At 41.6% G+C, this 19,972-nt stretch carries 18 protein-coding genes; 2 read left to right on the top strand and 16 right to left on the bottom strand.

Features of this window, described 5'->3' with window-relative positions; all coding sequences use genetic code 11:
* Positions 1-89 precede the first annotated feature (89 nt).
* The 10 genes from J2Y60_RS07800 to J2Y60_RS07760 form a co-directional block, all read right to left on the bottom strand.
* The gene (locus tag J2Y60_RS07800; protein ID WP_309915780.1) at positions 90-1,391 is read right to left on the bottom strand and encodes an efflux RND transporter periplasmic adaptor subunit; all 1,302 of its coding nucleotides are present in this window, start codon (positions 1,389-1,391) and stop codon (positions 90-92) included.
* A 1-nt stretch (position 1,392) separates the two neighbouring features.
* Positions 1,393-5,712: a CusA/CzcA family heavy metal efflux RND transporter gene (locus J2Y60_RS07795; protein WP_309915778.1), complete on the bottom strand. Its 4,320-nt coding sequence runs from the start codon at positions 5,710-5,712 to the stop codon at positions 1,393-1,395.
* A 129-nt stretch (positions 5,713-5,841) separates the two neighbouring features.
* On the bottom strand, positions 5,842-6,180 hold the full coding sequence (locus J2Y60_RS24765) for a DUF6660 family protein (protein ID WP_409014213.1): 339 nt from the start codon (positions 6,178-6,180) through the stop codon (positions 5,842-5,844).
* Positions 6,181-6,337: 157 nt separating this feature from the next.
* Positions 6,338-6,748, bottom strand: a complete 411-nt coding sequence (locus J2Y60_RS07790; RefSeq protein ID WP_309915775.1) for a hypothetical protein — start codon at positions 6,746-6,748, stop codon at positions 6,338-6,340.
* A 116-nt stretch (positions 6,749-6,864) separates the two neighbouring features.
* On the bottom strand, positions 6,865-7,290 hold the full coding sequence (locus J2Y60_RS07785; RefSeq protein WP_309915771.1) for a transcriptional repressor: 426 nt from the start codon (positions 7,288-7,290) through the stop codon (positions 6,865-6,867).
* A gap of 114 nt (positions 7,291-7,404) precedes the next feature.
* The gene (locus tag J2Y60_RS07780) at positions 7,405-7,974 is read right to left on the bottom strand and encodes a DUF2652 domain-containing protein (protein WP_309915769.1); all 570 of its coding nucleotides are present in this window, start codon (positions 7,972-7,974) and stop codon (positions 7,405-7,407) included.
* Between the two features lie 94 nt (positions 7,975-8,068).
* On the bottom strand, positions 8,069-9,364 hold the full coding sequence (locus J2Y60_RS07775) for a TolC family protein (protein ID WP_309994582.1): 1,296 nt from the start codon (positions 9,362-9,364) through the stop codon (positions 8,069-8,071).
* A 19-nt stretch (positions 9,365-9,383) separates the two neighbouring features.
* Positions 9,384-12,500: an efflux RND transporter permease subunit gene (locus J2Y60_RS07770; RefSeq protein WP_309915764.1), complete on the bottom strand. Its 3,117-nt coding sequence runs from the start codon at positions 12,498-12,500 to the stop codon at positions 9,384-9,386.
* Between the two features lie 3 nt (positions 12,501-12,503).
* Positions 12,504-13,574: an efflux RND transporter periplasmic adaptor subunit gene (locus J2Y60_RS07765; protein WP_309915760.1), complete on the bottom strand. Its 1,071-nt coding sequence runs from the start codon at positions 13,572-13,574 to the stop codon at positions 12,504-12,506.
* A gap of 254 nt (positions 13,575-13,828) precedes the next feature.
* Positions 13,829-14,392: an AraC family transcriptional regulator gene (locus tag J2Y60_RS07760; RefSeq protein ID WP_309915757.1), complete on the bottom strand. Its 564-nt coding sequence runs from the start codon at positions 14,390-14,392 to the stop codon at positions 13,829-13,831.
* Between the two features lie 206 nt (positions 14,393-14,598).
* On the opposite strand from J2Y60_RS07760, the gene J2Y60_RS07755 reads away from it, so the two are divergent.
* Together J2Y60_RS07755 and J2Y60_RS07750 are read left to right on the top strand one after the other, a co-directional pair.
* Positions 14,599-14,865: a hypothetical protein gene (locus J2Y60_RS07755; protein ID WP_309915754.1), complete on the top strand. Its 267-nt coding sequence runs from the start codon at positions 14,599-14,601 to the stop codon at positions 14,863-14,865.
* A 44-nt stretch (positions 14,866-14,909) separates the two neighbouring features.
* Positions 14,910-15,221 carry a hypothetical protein gene (locus J2Y60_RS07750; protein WP_309915751.1) on the top strand — a complete coding sequence of 104 codons (312 nt, stop codon included), beginning with the start codon at positions 14,910-14,912 and terminating at the stop codon, positions 15,219-15,221.
* Between the two features lie 83 nt (positions 15,222-15,304).
* Here the strand turns inward: J2Y60_RS07750 and J2Y60_RS07745 are convergent, their stop codons facing one another.
* From J2Y60_RS07745 to J2Y60_RS07720, 6 genes are all read right to left on the bottom strand, one after another.
* A complete protein-coding gene (locus tag J2Y60_RS07745) occupies positions 15,305-16,375 on the bottom strand; it encodes an iron-sulfur cluster-binding domain-containing protein (RefSeq protein WP_309915748.1) in 1,071 nt (356 codons plus the stop codon).
* A 101-nt stretch (positions 16,376-16,476) separates the two neighbouring features.
* Positions 16,477-16,893 carry a hypothetical protein gene (locus J2Y60_RS07740; RefSeq protein ID WP_309915746.1) on the bottom strand — a complete coding sequence of 139 codons (417 nt, stop codon included), beginning with the start codon at positions 16,891-16,893 and terminating at the stop codon, positions 16,477-16,479.
* Between the two features lie 106 nt (positions 16,894-16,999).
* A complete protein-coding gene (locus J2Y60_RS07735) occupies positions 17,000-17,245 on the bottom strand; it encodes a heavy-metal-associated domain-containing protein (protein WP_309915745.1) in 246 nt (81 codons plus the stop codon).
* A gap of 108 nt (positions 17,246-17,353) precedes the next feature.
* Positions 17,354-17,863: an azurin gene (locus J2Y60_RS07730; protein ID WP_309915742.1), complete on the bottom strand. Its 510-nt coding sequence runs from the start codon at positions 17,861-17,863 to the stop codon at positions 17,354-17,356.
* Positions 17,864-18,521: 658 nt separating this feature from the next.
* A complete protein-coding gene (locus tag J2Y60_RS07725) occupies positions 18,522-18,899 on the bottom strand; it encodes a hypothetical protein (protein WP_309915739.1) in 378 nt (125 codons plus the stop codon).
* A 46-nt stretch (positions 18,900-18,945) separates the two neighbouring features.
* Positions 18,946-19,893, bottom strand: coding sequence for a cation diffusion facilitator family transporter (locus tag J2Y60_RS07720; protein WP_309915737.1), 948 nt, complete (start codon positions 19,891-19,893; stop codon positions 18,946-18,948).
* Positions 19,894-19,972: the final 79 nt, after the last annotated feature.

Below are 19,972 nucleotides of genomic sequence, written 5' to 3'. Positions count from 1 at the left end.
TGCAAAGCAGCAACTGTCTTAGCGAAATTCTTTTACTTGAAGACTGGTTGATTGCTTATAAACAACCAACCAGTATCTGTTATATGACTCTAATGTGCATGAGCGTCTCCGCCACCACCTGATAATTTCGCATTGATGAAAAATGCGCCTTTCGTAACAATCCTGGCATCCTTGGGGATCTCATTTACCGGAGTAATGGCTGTAAATCCCATTTCGGTAACACCAGCAATGACCTCAATTTTTTCAAAGTTTACAGTATTTGCGACTTCCTCTTTATGAGGTGTCTTTTCATCGTCGTGGCTGTGTCCGTGACCTTCTTCTTCAGCTTCCTGCGGTTTTTTGTTGGTAATAACAAAGATGTATTTTTTGCCATCTGCGTCTACTATGGCATCGTTTGGAACTGCCGGAGATAGAACATTATTGAGACTAACGATTGCAGTGATGTTCATTCCGTCAATCAGCCCTTTTATATTGCCCTTTACACGGGCATGTATGGGAACAGTCTTGCTTTCATTTTCAAATGCGGAACCAATACCATATACCACAGCATCATACTCGTTTACCGGATTGTTGGTGAGGGTAAAATGAATGGTTTGCCCGACCTTGAGCATAGGCAGATCTTTCTCAAATATGTTAAGGTGCAGGTGTAGCGAATTATTATCTACAATTTCAGCCACCGGCGAAGAAACGTCTACATAGCTTCCGATTTTTCCGTACACATTGCTGATAGCTCCGCTAATGGGGCTTGTTACCACCAGAGAGGATTTAAGGGAACTGTTACTGACCGTATTTGGATTGATACCCATTAACTGTATCTGCTGATGCAAAGATGCTTTTCTGGTTCTCAATGCATTGAGTTCGGCGGTTGCGTTTTGCAGGTTTTTCATTGCTCCTGCATTACCTGCATTCAGATCCTTTTGCCTTTGCATTTCCTGTTCGGCAAAGGTTATTTTGCTATTAATGGTCAGGTATTCTTCCTGCAATTGTATAAACTGCGGATTGGCAATAGTAGCGATAACCTGTCCTTTTCGAACATAGTCCCCAATCTGTACATTCAGTGTTCGGATTACGCCACCGTATAATGAGGTTGCATTTGCCTTACTGTTGTTGGGCAAGCTCAAAATACCATTTGCCTTTATGGTGGCGGTTAATTCCTTCATTTCCACTACGCCATATTTAATGCCTACGGCTTCAATCTGTTGGGGCGTAAGTGCCGCAACTGTAGCTGAACCCTCTTCGGCTTCCGGCTCGCTATGCGCTTTTTCGGCTTTTTCTTCCGTTTTATGTTTGTGGTTGTCACCATCCGCGCTTTCCTCTTTCTTACTATCTCCGCACGCGGTCAGGGAAACTGCAAAGATTGCTGCCAAAAATATTTTCGATATATTATTCATCTTATTTGTTATTAAGGTAATTGTATTGAATTGCCGACTGATTATAACTGTTTAGAACATCCAGGTAGTTTTGACGGATATTGATCGCCTGCGTCAGGAACTGGCTTAGTTCAGCAAAGCTGATTTCTCCAGAACGATAGCTTTGCGATGCCGCTTCGGTAATATCCCTTGCCTGTTGCAGCCCTGATGTCTCATAGAAGTTCAAAAGAGCTACATTCTTTTCCATTTCTGCAACGGCCGATTTCTTTTCTGTTACCATTACCTGTGTCTGATAGGATAATAAATTTTCCTGCACTTCTTTTTCCTTGTTAGCTACATTTACTTTGTTTTTGTAAGCACTGGCACCAAACAAAGGAAAGCCTACAGAAACGGAGAATCCCGTGAAAGGATCTGACATGCCGTATAATCTCTGGCTGAAAACCCTTGCTGAAAATCCAGGAAGATTGCTGTTCTTCTGTACTCTAATATTTGCTGCTGCTACGTTTACATTTTGCTGCTGCAACTGCAATACGGGATGTAGGTTATTTTCGTCATACAGGTCCGCTTGTAGTTTACCTAAAGGTGCAGCGGTTGGAAGCAACCATTCATTGCGGTTGAGCAGAACCATTAGCTGCTGTTGCTGTATCACAATTTCCTTGCTGTTCTGCTCCACATAGGCTTTTAGCTGTTTAAGCTGGGCATCTGCCGCAATCTGGTCAAGCTTTGCTACATCGCCCGTCTTTACCCGAACCTGTGTCGTATTGAAGAGATTGGTATAGATACTGTCGAGGCTCTTCAGCAATAGATTTTTGTCCTGAAAATACCACAACCGATAATAAGCGGTTCTTACATCTTTCCTGATGTTGGCATTCATTACCTCAGTATTCATTTCGGAATATTTAAGCTGAGCTTTTAAATAATCCTTACGGGCAGCATATAAGCCGGGCCACGCAATACTTTGCGTAAGTCCGATTTTTAATATACCTGTTTTGTCCGATGGCCGCAAATCTTCGTTTTCCGCAAATACCTGTGTCATTGGTATATCGTTAGCAGTCTTTACATTGAATTTTGCAGCTTCAATTTGCGATTTATTGACATTGACCTGTTGGTTACTTTGCAATGCTGTGTTGATCGCATTATCTATGCTTATTCTTTCCTGGGCATTGGCAGTGGTCATACTTCCGATGCTCAGTAAAAGAGCAATTACGGTTACTTTCATTTTATTGGGACCTTTAAGATTATTCCTTTTTGAATTGAGAATGATATAGAGTAGTGGCAGTACAAACAGGGTAAGGAATGTAGCGGTTATCAATCCTCCGATTACCACCGTTGCCAATGGCTTTTGTACTTCTGCACCGGCACTGGTGCTGATAGCCATAGGCAGGAAACCTAACGAGGCTACGGTTGCTGTCATCAGTACGGGACGTAAACGGATCTTTGTACCTTCGATAGTTCGTTTGATAACATCGTCCCAACCCTCTTTTTTCAGTTGATTGAATGTGCCGATCAATACGATACCATTCAATACGGCTACACCAAACAGGGCGATAAAGCCGATACCCGCACTGATACTGAAAGGCATTCCCCGAAGCATTAAAGCGAAAACCCCGCCGATGGCGCTCATTGGGATTGCAGTGAAAATCAATCCTGCCTGCTTAAAGGAGCGAAACGTGAAATAAAGCAGTGCAAAAATCATCAACAGTGATACTGGTACGGCAATCATCAATCGGTTACTGGCTGCCTTCAGGTTTTCAAACTGTCCACCGTAGGTAAAGTAATATCCTGTCGGCAGCTTTACTTTTTGGGCAAGCTGTGCCTGAATATCTGTAACAACACTCTGCACATCACGCCCGGTAACATTAAACCCAATTACAATTCTGCGTTTCCCGGCTTCCCGGCTGATTTGTGCTGCATCCAGTTTATAATTAACATCAGCTACCTGTGATAAGGGTATCTGAAACCCTGTATTGGTTGGTATCATCAGGTTCTTTACGTCTTCAATACTGCTTCTGTGCACACTATCCAGCCGCACTACAAGGTCAAACTGTCTTTCATTTTCGTAAATTACTCCGGCAGCTTTACCAGCAAAGGCAGTACTTACAATATCGTTTACTTCTTGTATGGTCAATCCGTAATTTGCCATCCTGGTACGGTCATAGTCGATGTTAATCTGTGGCAAGCCGCCAACTGTCTCCACCTGCGGAGCTGTGGTTCCCTTTACCTGCTGTACTACTTCGCTTACCTTATTGGCGTAAACACTTAACGTATCCATATTTTCCCCGAAAATCTTAACGGCAACGTCTTGACGGATACCTGTCATCAATTCATTGAAACGCATTTGTATCGGTTGGTTTTTCTCAAAGAAAACACCTGGAATAACGGATAACTTTTCCATCATTTCATCGCCCAGTTCATTGTAACTCTTTTTGGATTTCCATTCGCTTTGCGGTTTCAGTATAATCATCATATCCGAAGCCTCCGGGGGCATCGGGTCAGTCGGAACTTCGGCTGCTCCGGTTTTCCCAACTACCATTTTTACTTCGTCAAATTGTTTCAGAATACGTGATGCCTGCATCGAAGTTTCTATACTCTGATTGAGTGAGCTTCCCTGTGGGAGAATACAGTGAAAAGCAAAATCGCCCTCTTGCAATTGCGGAATAAACTCGCCGCCCATTCGGCTGAAAAGGATAACAGCTATAACAAATACCGCAGTAGTAGCGCCGACCAACCAATATTTCACTTTAATGGCTTTCTGGAACAAGGGTTGGTAAATGCCTTGCAGTTTCTCCATAAACCTGTCGCTGAAGTTAGGCTTATCGTGTCCTTTTTTGGGCAGGAACAAAGCACACATCATTGGGATATAAGTCAGCGATAATATCAATGCTCCGAATATGGCAAAACCTACGGTTTGCGCCATCGGCGTGAACATTTTACCCTCAACACCTACCAACGTCAAAATCGGGATATACACGATAAGGATAATAATTTCACCAAATGCGGCACTGGTTCTAATTTTCGAGGCGGATAAGAAAACTTCCTCATCCATTTCGCCTTGCGTAAGCTTATTGGTAGACTTTCGTAATCCCAAGTGATGCAATGTTGCCTCAACCACGATTACGGCTCCGTCAACAATCAAACCAAAGTCTATTGCTCCCAGGCTCATCAGGTTGGCACTAACACCAAATACATTCATCATTCCCAAAGCGAATAGCATTGCCAATGGAATAGCCGATGCAACGATTAGTCCGGCTCTTAGATTTCCTAAGAACAGTACTAATACAAATATCACAATCAAAGCTCCCTCAATCAGGTTTTTTTCTACTGTACTCATTGCTCTGGCCACTAATTCGGTACGATCCAGGTATGGTTCAATGGTAATATCATCGGGCAATGATTTTTGAATCGTCGGTAGTTTTTCCTTTATGCGTTTTACCACCTCGTTACTGTTTTCGCCTTTCAGCATCATTACCACGCCACCAACGGCATCAACTTCGCCGTTGTAGGTCAATGCGCCGTAACGTACTGCACTTCCATAGCGCACGTCAGCTATATCCTTAATAAAAATGGGGGTATGTCCCGTAATTTTTACAGGGATATTTTTAATATCTTCTAAAGAGGTTGCCAAACCAACTCCCCTGATAAAATAAGCGTTCGGCTTCTTGTCTATATAAGCACCGCCAGTATTCTGATTGTTTTTTTCGAGTGCATTAAATATGTCGGGAATGCTTATGCCCATTGCTCTTAAACGGTCAGGATTTACTGCAACCTCATATTGCTTCAATTGACCTCCAAAGCTGTTAACTTCGGCAATGCCAGGAGTACCATATAATTGGCGTGCGACAATCCAATCCTGCATTGTCCGCAAATCCTTTGCATTATACTTATGCTCACTTCCTTTTTTTGGGTGGATGATGTATTGATATACCTCACCAAGCCCTGTACTGACAGGAGCAAGTTCGGGCGTACCTATACCTTTCGGTATTTTTTCTTCCGCCTCCTTTAGTTTCTCGTTGACCAACTGCCTTGCGAAGTAGATATTTACATTTTCTTTGAAGACTACGGTAATTACAGAAAGCCCGAAACGCGAAATACTTCTTGTTTCTTCTAAATCGGGAATATTGGCGATACTTTGCTCAATAGGGAAAGTAACCAACTGTTCCACTTCCTGTCCTGCCAGAGTAGGACAAGCCGTGATGATCTGTACCTGGTTATTGGTAATATCGGGTACTGCATCAATCGGCAGTTTGGAGGCACTCCATACGCCCCAAATGATAAGAACCAAAGTCATTATTGCGATAACGATTTTGTTCTTAATACTGAACCTGATTATATTATCTAACATTTGAGATTTTTATTAATGTTTATACAAACCTGTACTTGTCATTTTTAAGAAAATGATGGCGCACAAGGACATTACATACACTTGGTGCAAGTGATGTGATGAAAGAATTACACAGTTATTTGTTAAATATTAATCTTTGGCGGTTGCCAGATGTTCCCGTAGTATTGGGAATAAAGATTTGCATCTGTAATGGGGACTTACTTTTCGTTTGTCATCTAAATGAAATTTCACCATTTGAATTTCGGGAGTTTTGAAATTCAAAGTAGCCCCGGCAATTGTGCCACAACATTGGCATAAACAAAACGGACTACAAAAATCTTTGTGTTCCTTTTTATGGTTGTGTTCTGCGGTTTGCGTTGTTTGCTTAATACGGTTGCTGTTGCTCATACATTCATAAAAAGCATCGCTGCAAGGGAGTATTGCCAACCCCAACATATAAACACTAAATATGAATATAAATATTTTCACTTCTAAATTTTAAATTTCAATTGGTCGGGATTCTACCTATTTATATAGATACAAATTTATAAAAAAGGTATATCCTAATGTGACGAATCATTATTCTATTTTCTATTCGACTAACCCCTTAACGACGATGAAAATTGCAATGCTTTCTTAATGAATTTTAGTCATCCGATATTTTCAACAGTATGAAACAACCCGAATACCTGTCGTCAATCATAACGATGATTACAGGCTCCTGCAACTCGTTCAGACTTTCATCATAATAAAAGTCATAGAGGTTCATCAACGATATATTCCCGATGATTACCTCGTGTCCATTCACAAATCCTTTAATGCCGTGCCCCGGTAACTCTTCAAACCTTTCGACCTGGTAATCAGATGAAGTAATTGACGGTAGAAATTTGAGAACACTACTTGCTATCGGGTGTATTGAATGTGCATGTAATGCCGCTGTAAAATCGGTTACTGTTTTTTTGTCGGGCAAAGCACATTCAAAACTTATCACTTCAAACTGAGTGTCGCTTTTGTAAGCGTCATCCGCAATTGCCGATATATGTTTTTTGATTGCCATAGTGATTTTGTTTAATTACACAGCAAAATTATCAGTAGTTTTTGGGAACCTGGTTGCAAATGCGAACAGCTATACCAAGGAACCGGGTTTAAATTCATGAATAAGCGTAAAAAAAGTCACCTTGCTTTTACGAACCTTGAACATTCAGCACACATTCCTTTCATTACGAAATTGATACTCTCCAGCAAAAATTTATTGGGTAGCTGAATAGATGGTATGGCTATACTTTCGAGACAAAAAGTATTCTTACAACGATTGCAGTTAAAATGAACATGCAAATCACCAATGGTACACATACAGGTATCACTGCAGATGGAATATTTCACGGAACCTGAACCATCATCAATGGTATGGATAAGGAGATTGTCGTGAAACAAGCTCAATGTCCTGAAAATAGTAGACTTATTGACCGTTTCCAGTTCTGTCTCCAAATCGGTAAGGCTGAATGCCCTATCAAATTCAGACATTGTCCTGAAGATTAACAGCCTAACGGATGTAGGCTTGATACTCCTGTTGATTAATTTTTCTTCTAAGGCGTCCATCTTTTTGAGGCGGTTTAAAATCCGGCTATTAATACCAATGTAAAATTATAGAAGCTGCCCTTTAAAAATTTGTAATTTTCTTTGATAGATTTATGACTTTTACTGTTTACTGTATTAGAGATAGTGTATATAACCGATTTCAGGCAAATACTTACAATCCTCACAATTGTCGTATTCTACGGTCGATTTTGCCGGATGGTCGAAATTGGCTTTTAAAAAGGCATCAGAGAACAGCGCGTAAGGCGGATGTTGGGCAATATGGTTCTTAAGCATTTTGTGTGCCTCTACTATTGGTGCCCCGTAGAGCTTCTCGAACCTGCCAATTTTATAAGTAGTAAATTCGCCATAATGGACAATTGTTTTTAACGATAAGGGGATTTCGATAGCTAACTGCTTTGACAGGCGCTCTAATTCTTTTTTGAAATTATTGTACATCTGTTCTATCTGCACCAAAGTTTCTTCAAACGTAGGAAGGTTACTGCGTTTGAAAAAAAGTATGGCGTCCCCCTCAATTTCTGAAATTTCCAGGGATAGTATATTGCTGTCCATTATGGTCTTCAGCAGGCTTTCAGTAATGTATTTACCAACAAACATGTTAGATTTGATAACGAAATCTGTAAAGCCCGAAATATCTGGTATCACTACCATTCCGGTCTGATTATCGGTAGTTTGTTCTTGTATCATTTCAGCATTAATTCCTATTAAAAATGCAGGGGCAGTTTTTGCCCCTGCATTTATTCTGTCTTTCTATATCAGCATTAGAGGATCTGTTAACCCCTTATTTAATTTGCCCGGTAGCTTTTCGATATATAGCGTCTGCAATTTTATACCGGACCTTTGCATCGAGCATACTACTGTATGCCTTTTGCCAAAGTGTTTCTGCGATCAGTACATCTTCACCGGTGATGGTTCCTGCTTTAAAGCGGTCATTGCTTAATTTCAGGTTTTCATCAGCCTCAGTCAATGAAGCCTGCATTAAATCAATGTTGTTAGCCTGCAATTGCAGGTTAAGCGTTGCCTGCTCAATCTCCACACTGATCTGGCTTTTCAATTCTTTCAGGCCATATTCAGATGAACGTATACTGGCTTCCTGTTGTCTTACTTTTTCACGTCTGCTTCCCCAATCGAAAACAGGGATTTTCACACTTAACATTCCAAAATAGGTAAGCATACTGTTTTTTGCAGGGTCGCCAAAATTGATGCCCTGTTTTCCAAAGGCAGCCAATCCGTTAAGGGCCAAACCAACAGTAGGTTTCAGGTCGGCTTTGAGCATACCCTTGGTGAGTTCACTCATTTTAACCGCATTGTTGGCCATATCAATTTCAGGCCGCACAGCACTGGTGTTTTCCGAAATTCCCGGCTTTGAAAACGTGCCTGTGTTAAAAGTGTCCGCTACATCAAAGTCTGTTTGCGCTTCCATCCCAATTAATTGGCTCAGTCTTCTTTTTGCCAGGGCGAGTTTATTTTCTGCCGCCTGCAAACGGGCTTCATTTTCATTCTGGAGCACCTTTGCCCGCAATACATCATTTTTGTAAATCAAACCTGCCTGAAACTGATTGTTCAGGAACGTATAGTGTGAGGCCAATTGTTTTTTTACCTGTTGCTCCAGTTTGATTTCCTCCTTTGCCTGTACTACCAGCCAGTAAGCTGTTTCGGTACCCAATAATACTTCGTCTTCTACCAGGCGCTGCCCGGCATTGTTCATTTCGATATTGGCTTCTGCCAATTGCTTACCGAATTTGATCTTTCCTCCCGTATAGATCGGTTGGGTAACGCTCACCATTGGTGCCAGGCCATATTCAGGAAGCATCTTGTTTAACGGTTCACCAAAGTAAAATGCAGTGGCTGATGCATCCAGTTTAGGTCTGCCCGCCACATCGGCAATTAGTTTTTCAGATTTGCTGGCAGTCACCTCTTCTTTGGCTTTGCCGATCCTGTTATTGTTTTTTAAAGCCAATTCCCTGCTTTCTGCAAGTGTCAGTTGCTGTTGGGCAAACAGGTTTCCTGTGCCCTGTAAAACAGCAAAGGCACAAACAAAAACCTTTACGAATGTTTTATATTTTCTCTGTAACATAATTTCTCTTTTTTGTCGGTTAATTTTCGTGCGGAAAATCATACTTCTCGTGTATTTGTTCATTCAAAGGTTTTTTCGACGGTTTTACAAACCTGCCGTATAATACCGGAACGATAAATAGGGTTGTAACCATTGATACCAGGATCCCGATGGAGATCGTACTTGAGATCGGCCCCCATTCAGGCGAACCGCTTGACATCAATGGTATCAATCCTATGGCTGCAGCCATAGAAGTAAGGAAGATTGGGCGCATTCTTCTTTTTGCCGCAAAAAGTGCTGCATCTTTGATGCTGTGGCCGTGATCACGTACCAGTTCGTCGGCATAATCCACCAGGATAATCCCATTTCGGACTACAATTCCCAACAAGGCCGTAATACCGATAATTGCCATAAACCCGAACTCATATCCTGTAAGGAACAAACCCAACATTGCCCCGAGCAAACTCAACGGGAATGATGCCAGTACAATGAATACTTTGCCAACACGCTTAAATTGGAATAGCAGAACCAGGAATATCAGCACAAAACTTATCATAAAGGCTTTACCCATTTTGGGGCCGCTTTCCAATCCGTCTTCGTACTCACCTCCATAAGCGATCTTTATTCCTTTAGGCAGTATCAGACTGTCAATTTTGGGCTGTGCTTCTGCAAATACCTCTGCGGGTTTTCTACCCAATTGGGCTTCGGAAGAAACGGTTAAGGTTCTTAATCCGTTACGGTGTACAATAGCTCCGGTATGCCAGGATGGTTGCAGATCTACCACCTGCTTTAAAGGAACCTTAGCGCCGAATGATGAGGTAATGTACATATTGCCCAAAGCATCTAAGTTTTCACGGTCTGCCTCGTCTGTTCTCATTACAATATCAATCGCTTTATTGCCCTCCCACATCTGCGATACTGGATAACCTTTTATCTTAGCACCCAAGGCCTGGGCGATCTGCGCTTTGGTAATGCCCAAACGTAAGGCTACATCTTCTTTTACAACTGCTTTCAGGGCTGTATAATCTTTCTGGTAATCGGTACGTACCCAGTTTGCGCCTTTGGTGCTTTCTAATATTGCCGCCACTTGTTTCGCTACCTTTTTCTGCTCGGTAATATCCTTACCAATCACACGTATCTCGATGGGTGCAGGCTGTTGTTTTTTACTTAACTGCCTAACACGTACATATCCGTTCGGTAGGTAGTTGTTGAATTTCTGAACGTACTCATCTATCATTGCTGAGGTTGCATCTTTGCTCACAGTATTGATAAATATCTGCGCAAAGTTTTCTCTTGGGTGTTCCGGCGCATAAGTCGAGTAGAAACGAGGTGAGCTTGTACCGATAAAACTTGCCGTGGTTACAATGCGTTTATCTCCGGCAATTTCCTTTTCTATCTTTTTAACTGCTGCTTCTGTTTCGTGGATGTTCGTACCGTTGTCCATCCATAATTCAAGGTTGAACTGGTTTCTTTCTACAATCGGGAAAAACTCGGTTTTTACCTGGCTTCCGACTACAAACGACAGGAAGAATATTATCAATCCCGCTACCAATGTAGTTTTCTGCCATTTCATACAGAACTCGATTGCCCTGTCGAAACCATCCTGCATCCTGTCTAAGAAATTGCGTTTTTTAGGCTTGTCGGCATCGTGTTTTTTCAATCCTTTTTTCAGGAAGTGGTAACACATGTAAGGTGTAAGGAACAAGGCAACAAGGAATGAAACTGCTAAGGCAATACTTACCGTAATGGGTATCCATTGCACAAACTCCCTTGTCAGTCCGGTAAGCGTAAATGCAAGCGGCAGGAAAGAAAGGACGATGGTAAGGGTTGCGGTAAAGATGGGAACCATTAGCTGTGTGGCACTCTGCCATGCGGCAGTCCATGATGGTATTTTCTCATCCACTTTCTCAATGTAATTGTCCACCACAATAATGGCATCATCTACCACCATCCCCAGTACGATAATCATAGCAGCCAAACTCACCTGGTGCATTTCAATGCCAAGCAGGTTAAGGATAGCAAAAGTTACCGCAATAGTAACCGGTGCCGCAATCGCTGAAATTGTTGCGATCCTGAATGGTAGCAACAGCATAACGACCAATATCACGGAGGCAATGGCAATACCAAACTCAATGAAGAAATGGCCTAAGTTCATATCAACTACCTGGGGTTGATCAACAATGGTGTTGACCTGAACATCCGATGGCAGGATCTCTTTTGCTTCGGCGACTTTCTGTGTCAATGCCTTGCCCAGATCAACAATGTTCTGTCCGGGTTGCATTTCCACGGTCAGCATCATTACATCGTTTCCGGCAACGGTAATTTTACTTTTCAGGTCTTCGTATCGTCTCTCTATTTTGGCTATATCACGCAAACGGATATTGCTGCCCTGCGGGGAACTATATACGATCAGGTTCCCGATTTCATTTTCATTCTGATACTGAGCATCGGTGAAAATGAGAAAACGGTTTTTGTCAATTTCAATATCGCCGCTTGGAATGGTTACATTCTGCTGGCTTAATGTCTTTGTGATTTCGTTGATACCGAAACCGTACTGTTTTAAAACATCTTCACGAAGGGTGATAAATATCTGTTGCTTCTGACCACCATAACGCTTTATTTTGGAAACCTGCGGTATGGTTTTTATACCATCTTCCAGTTCATCCAGATAGTTTTCCAACTGTGCATAAGAACGACCGGGCGCTGATACAGCTATCATCTGAACGACTACATCGCCGAAATCGCTGTTCACATACGGTCCCTGTACGCCTCGGGGCATGATCAAGGGCATATTGGCATCTAATCCATGCTGTAAGGTGTTCCAGAATTTTTTCGTGTCTTTTACATAATCCTGCAACTCGACTGTTACAACTACCTGCCCAGGCTTGCTTTCTGAATGCGTTTTTTCCTTTTTTATTTCCTCAAAACCGAACAGGTATTGTTCCAGTTTATCGGTTACTTCTTTTTCTATCTGCTCTTCGTCACTTCCGGGATAGAAGGCCACGACAAGCCCCTGTCTAACTGTTACACGGGGGTCTTCACTTCTCGGCATCGTCATTAATGAAATCAACCCTGCAAGCACCATGATAACGGTAATCGCTATGGGCACCTGCGGAAATTTCATTGCCGCTTCAATGAGGTTTATCTTTCTTTTCATAAATTATTCAGATTTTGGAGCGGATGGAGTTACCGATGCTGTTTCTGTCTTTACTTTTTGCCCATCTTTTACATTGCTTTGGCCTGCAAGGATAATGGTCTGGTTTTCTTCAAGACCGTTGGTAATAATAACCTCATCTCCGGCAATTTTACCTACCGTAACCCTTGTAAGCCTGGCACTGCCGTTTTTATCCACTACATACACATTCGGGATCTTGTCAACGTTGTTCACGATAGCCGTAAGTGGTACACGCACCTGCTTAATTTTAACGGGAACACCCGCAAGCACTTCTGTAATCATGCCCGGCATCAGCACACCGCCGGGATTGTCAAGGCGTACTTTCAGGGTAAAGGCTTTGGAAACATCATCAGCTACGGGATTGATAATGGTAATTTTTCCTGTAAAATTGCGTTGCAGTGTTGGTATGTTCACATTTACCAGCATACCCTGTCTGAAGTTTCCGATTTCGCTTTCCGGTACTGAAAACTGCGCATACACCATATCTGTTTTTACAATGGTAAAGGCAGGCACACCAGGCGCAGCCATTCCGCCCACTTCAGCCGTTTTTACCGTAATAATTCCGTTGGATGGGGAATGCAATCGGCTGTCGGCAATACGTTTCCTATTGATCTTTTTGTTTGCCTGAGCCTGTGCCACTTTCGTTTTGATGTCGATGTAATCCTTTTCAGGGAAACTTCCTTTTTTGTACAACTCATCAAATCTTCTGAACGCATCCTCACTTTGGTCAAGGTTCGCATTGGCTATCTGCAACGCAGCTTCATATTCGGTAGCATCGATGCTTGCAAGGAATTGTCCTTTGCTGACACGTTGCCCTTCATTTACGCCGACGCTATTGATTGTTCCGGGAACTGCAAAACTTACGGTGGTCGTATTGTCGGGCACAATTGAACCCGAATAGGAAACGGATTGCTCTGTTTCCGAACTGTTGATCGTCGCTACGGTTACTACCGGAGGCTCATCTTTTAGTTGTTTTTGCTCTTTTTGTTTGCAACTCTGTATCATACCCGCTCCAATTAAGAAGAGGGATAACAAACCCATTTTATTTGTTCTCATCTTACATTTATTTTGTTATGCTTCTTTGTTTAGTTAAACTTCTAAAATCTTAAAATTTCAGGGACAAAGGTCGGCTGGCAGCCTGGGAGAAGCTATACGAAATGACGGCTAAAAGTTGTGAAATTTACTTCTGTGGATGGTTCGTTTCTGCTGAAAACAAACAGAGCTACTGATGTTTCAGTAGCTCTGATGTCGTATTTGAAATACCTTAAAGTTTGTTGGGGATAAAGCCTTAAATCATGTTATTCGCCCGCTTATATTGTAACGGTTTGTGCATTGTCCTGCTTTATTTGCTTGAAATAACTTGATGTAAAACCGGTATGCTTTTTCAACTGGTTTGAAAGGTATGCCTGGCTGCTATACCCCAACACATGGGCAATTTCGGTCAAAGACATTTCGGTATCAACCAAAAGCTCTTTCACCTTTTCAATCTTGCGATGAATGATGTACTTTTCGAGTGTTATCCCCTCTGCGGAAGAGAACAAGGCGCTTAATGAGTCGTAGTTCTTATGCAGCTTATTACTGATAAAGGTGGTAAATTTGGTAGGTGTTCCACTTGCCAGTTGCAAGGCGATACCTTTCTCTACCAACTCCTTTATCCTGTTTATGGTTTTTTGGTTTTTGTCGTACATAAGTTCAAAGCCGTTGCTTTTCAGCATTATTTTAATCGCTCCCAACTTCTGCGCAAAATCCGGGGTATCTTTCACTACCACTTGGCCCAGTTTTATTTCCAGAACCACAAAACCCAAAGCTGTCAATTCCTGTTCAAGAACATACGTACATCTATCGCACACCATTCCTTTTATCAATAGTGTCATAGCTTTCAAAATGTATTAGTCCCTTTATTCAAAAGTCAAAATTCTGCATTTGCCACGGGCAAAGTGTTATGATATTCCGGCTTTGTTTTGTGAAATTTTATGAAAATAGGCGAAGCAACATTAAATATCATAAACTAAAAAGGGAAAAGTACATAGCTATTCCCGCTAACGATACGGAATTTTGTAACAGACAACATCCGTAAAAAATGAAGAACAAAAAAAGCAATGAACATCAGGTTTTAAAAGTGCTGAAAGATTATAACGCAGGGAAAAGCGGACTGGAGCTTTTTGAGAAATATGGTGTCTATGGCACTAACATCTTTGAACTGAAGCACAAATACATGGACATAGGACTGGATATTCTTGTAGAATTGGTAAATTTGAACGAAGAAAACAGCAGGCTGAAAACGATGTATGCGGAACTGTGCGTACAGCACAGGAAACTTAAAGATCTGCTCAAAGAAGATTTCTGACTGGACAGCCGGAAAGGGAAAAATAATTTAATAATCCGTTTAATATGTCAAATGTAACTTACAAATATGCTACGGTTCTGGTAGCGATAGAGAACCTGCGCAGCGAGGGGTACAATGTAGATTTCAACCTCGAAGAAAACTGCTTAATCTGTGGCATCAACAAATATACCGTTGATGATTTTGAAATTGAGCAGGTGTACCGCTATGAAGGCGATAGTAATCCGAGCGATCAGGCTACGGTATATGGGATAGCATCGAAAGATGGCTTAAAAGGAATTTTGGTTACAGCGTACGGCGCATATACGGATAGCATGAGTTCGGCGATGCTGCGTAAACTGGCACTTAAAAATGATTGAGAACATCATTATTAACGAACAAAAGCAAGGGTAAAACGATAGTTGAAAACTATTGCTTTGCCCTCTTTTATTTAGGGCATTACTTAATGCACCGTGACACAGACATCCGCATTCAAAGGGTAGCTTTGGCACAGCAAAATTATTCCCGCCGCAATATCCTGTTCGCTCAGCGCCCCATTATGGATCATCCTGATTTCGCCATCAGTTTTTACAGCCCAACAAGCTCCACAGGTTCCGTTCTTGCAGGAACTCGACACCTTTATATGGTTTGCTTTCATTGCATCCAAGAGCGATTGCTGTGGCTGGACCTCGATGAGCGAGGTGCATTCAAATGTCTGCTTTTCATCGTTCACATAGCTATCCTCATAATAGTTTACCATCACGTCTTTGACTGTACCGTCCGTTTCCAGATCATTTACATTTATCGGCACCGGGTCAAAGTATTCGATATGGATATGGTCTTGTGGAATGTTCAAACCTGATAAAGCATCCTTGTACAAATCCATTAGCCCATTTGGACCACAGATATAGTAATGGGCTTCTGCCACCTCGCCAACTACTCTTTTAATGACTGACCTCAAGACAAGCAGGTTAAATCTGCCTGCAATGTGGTTCATTTTAGTTGAGATAAATTTAGGTGCGGTAAAGGAGTAGCAAATGTTCAGCTTTTCCTCGGCCTGCATGGCCTCCAGTTCATTCCAAAAAATAGTTTCTTCAGGCGTTTTGCTGCTATACACCAGTAAAGGCATCCGGTTGCCACTATCAATATTTTTCAGCATTGAATACAAAGGTGAAATACCGCTGCCACCGGCCAATAAAACTATCATGGATTGCTCCGCAACCTGCCTGTCCAAAACAAAATTCCCGAATGGGGCTTCGATCTCCCAGGCTTCGATAATGTGTGCATTATCCAAAATGTAGTTACTCATCTTTCCGCCCGTAACCCGCTTAATGGTTACTGAAGGAAATTCATCAGACGGCCTGGAACTGAACGAATACGAACGTATGAGCTGTTCGCCGTTTACGGTAAGCCTGATATTTAAATATTGGCCTGGCAGATAGGTAAATTCCTGCTCCGCCTTGTCAAAATGTATCGTAATGGTGTCTTCCGTTTCCTTTATAATTTTATGTGTTTGCCACGTGTATTTCTTCATCCTCCGGTAGTTTCCTGTCTTGACAAAAAGAAAACCTCCGCTTTCGTACAAAAAGAGAGGTTCATCAAGACTTTATATTTAAAAGTTTGCGGTTCTGATAACTATTGTTCGTTTTGTTTTTCCTGCTGTTTTCTGATGATTTCAAGCTTATTTTTTCTGATCTGCTTGAAATGTGCAGATGTTAGCCCTGTATAGGTTATGAGCTGTTCGGATAGTTCTGCGGGCTTTTGATAGCCCAGTGCTTTAGCAATTTGCGATAGCGATTGCTCGGTGTACACCAATAGTTCTTTTACCTTTTCGATAATGCGCTTTATGAAAATGATGTCAAGGCTCATATCGCACTTAACAAGTAACAGATCGTTCAACTGCTGATAGTCTGCTTTTAGTTCGTTTGTAAGCTGCACTGCAAATGGCGCAGATGTACCTGTGTCCAATCGGCTCTGAATATTCCGGTCTGCTACACCGCAAACTTTCGTCATTATGTCCGAACATTCGCCTGAATTTTGTTTATGTAACATAGCTTGTTATTTATGGAACGAGGTTTTTAACTGTTTCATATTTTAACGTGTTTTGGAAAAAATCCCGGAAAAGCACTTGCGTACATCCCCCGGGACTATCCAAAAATTATCCGCAACATCCGGTTGAGCAACTTGAAGCCTTTTCGCTGTCGTCGCCGCCAACTTTGTAGCCTGCTTTTTCGATGGCTTCTACCAATTCTTCTTTTACTTCATCGTTTTCAACTGAAACGGCTAATTTTCCGGCTTCCAGTTTTTCGATTTTGATGCCGTCAATATCTTTGATAGCACCGTTTACCCTTGCCTGGCAATGTGCGCTCTGCATATCAGGTATGCTTAATTCTACATTTTTCATTTTGAATTTATTTAATGTTGTTGTACAAATTTCCGCTTTAAACAGAGTATTACTATTACGCTATTCCCTGTAAGATTTGTGATTTTTACTGATTTTACTATCGCCGCCTTATTCTACGATCAATTTACCTTTCATATTAATGTAGTGACCGGGAAACGAACATAAAAAGTCATATGAACCTTTTGCCGGAGCAACAAAGGTTATTTCGGTAGTTTGCCCCCCGCCAATCATATCTGTCTTGGCGATAACAGCCTTTTCCATATCTTTTGGAATGTAGCCATTGTCCTTTGCATTTATTGCGGCATTGGCGAAGGCATCGAAGTCTGTGCCCTGTGCAAGAATAACAACGTTATGTCCCATTGCTTCAATCGGTGCTTTTCCGATATGCTTCAGAATGAGCTTTACAGTATCTCCTGCTTTAGCTTTGAGTTCGGTTCTATCAAACTTCATCTCATCACTACCATTAATGGTAATTACACGTTCACTTCCGGTTGGGGCCGGAGGAATTGTTTCTTCTTTTAATGGCTGATTACTTTCATCTGCTTTTGGTTCTTTCTGCTGATTGCTGTTACAAGCGGTAAAAGCAATTACTGACAAGGCTAACACTAACTTTTTCATTTATACTTGAGATTTTATCTTGTTATCTGTTACTGCAAATTTCCGCATATTGTAAGCGCTTCTTATTGCGATTTTCACTGTTAGATTTGTGATATTTACAGATTTACCGGCACAAAAAAAGAGGGTTATAAAACCCTCCTCAATCTTTCTGTAACATAAAAGCGGAGATTATGCAGCCTCAATCATTTCCTCTAAAATTTCAGCACATCTTCTGCAAGTTTCGGCACATTCGCCGCAGTGATATATGTCCATTGAGGCATGTTTCTCACATTCATCAGCACAAGTGTTACAAATTTCCATACAGAGTTTGCCAATATCTATACTGAATTTTCCATCGAGGCTTAGTACATTGGCTGCCGCCTGGCAAATGGCAACACATTCGAGATTTAGCTGAATACACTTTTTAAGATTCGCTACATCGTTCTCATTGAAGCAAGCTACTGCACACTGATTACAGATGGCTATACAGCCAAGGCAGGCTTCTATACACGATTGAAACTTCGTCTGAATCATATCTATGAAAAAATGTGAATACTAAATTAAAAATATCGAAAATATTTGCTGGTTTTTATGTAACTCATACGGTTGTCGTAAAAAAAAGGCAGTCCTTTTGCAAGAAACTGCCGTTAAGCAAACGCAAATAAAGCTACTCGTATTGTTATTTTTTCATCTTATTCGCAGGAGGATTATAATCTGCTAAGGTTGTAACCCTAACAGTATCGACTCCGGTAATATCCCAGGTGATAGGGATCATCGTCATATACTCACATTTCGGGCATTTATCGCCCTGTGAACCTATCATTTCTTTGTGTCCGGGACAGCCTGTAATCAATTGACCTTTTGAGTCAATCAATTGTCCTTTTTCATTTCTGTCTTTGGTCGCTGCTTTCCCGGCAGGTTTACCAGCTACCTGTTCAGTGGCGTGGTTGTGACCATCGCCATCTGTATGTGCATCCTTAGCAGTTTTGGTGTCACTACCGCAAGAGGCTAAGAAGATGGCTATAGAGGCGAATGCACCAATCAATAATTTATTCATTTTTATTTATTTTTTAGAGATTATACTTGATTATAAAATGGCAGGATTAATGATTGTGGTTGTGTCCAGACGATTCTGCCTTTATCATACACAATACCGATTCGTCGTGTTTATGTGCTGCTGATTCTAATTGAATGGTTACGTGTTGAATGTTCATATGCTCCAACTCGTGTTCAATTTTACGCACCAACATTTCACTTTCTCCAATCGTCATCTTTTCATCTACAACGGCATGGCAGGTAAGCGCATTTAGTCCGCTTGTAATCGTCCAGATATGCAGGTCATGAATACCGTTGACACCTTCCGTACTAAGGATCTTTTCTGTTACTTTATCAACCTCAACATTTTCGGGTGTGCCTTCCATTAAAACGTGCACTGAAGATTTCGTAACTAAATATCCGCTTCTCAATACCAGTAAGGAAACGATAATACTTGCCAGGGGATCTGCCCATCCCCAACCGAAGAACATAATGAGCAAGGCTGCGATAATCGCCCCTACAGAACCCAACATGTCACTCATCACGTGCAGGTATGCTCCACGCATATTAAGATTCTCTTTTACATCAGCACCACGCATCATTATCCAGGCTACCAATACATTGACCAACAATCCAACGAATGCAACAATGAGCATACCGCTTGACCCAATTTCTGGCGGGTTCTGAAAACGTTCGATGGCTTCATAGATGATATAACCTGAAATCAGGATGAGTGTTGCGCCATTGATAACTGCGGCCAGTATTTCAAAGCGCTTGTAACCATAGGTCTTACCATAATCGGCTATTTTGCTGCTGAATTTAAAAGCCATCAGCGCAATGAAAAGTGATATGGCATCACTCAGCATATGCCCGGCGTCTGCCAATAATGCAAGGCTGTTTGTCAGAAATCCGCCTACAACTTCCACTGCCATATAAGCCGTGATAATAACCAGGCTAATGGTTAAGGTCTTTTTATTTGCACTGTGCGAATGGCTGTGCCCGTGGTCTTGTTCCATATTGTTTGTATCTATTGTTTTGCTGATGCAAATGTCAGCAGCAAAGCGGTTCTACCTATTTCGTTATTCTTTGTTTAAA

This window comes from Arcicella sp. BE140 (assembly GCF_031456255.1).
Classification (GTDB): domain Bacteria; phylum Bacteroidota; class Bacteroidia; order Cytophagales; family Spirosomataceae; genus Arcicella; species Arcicella aquatica.
Note: the sequence above shows the minus strand (reverse complement) of the source record. Positions and strands in the feature narration are given on the sequence as shown.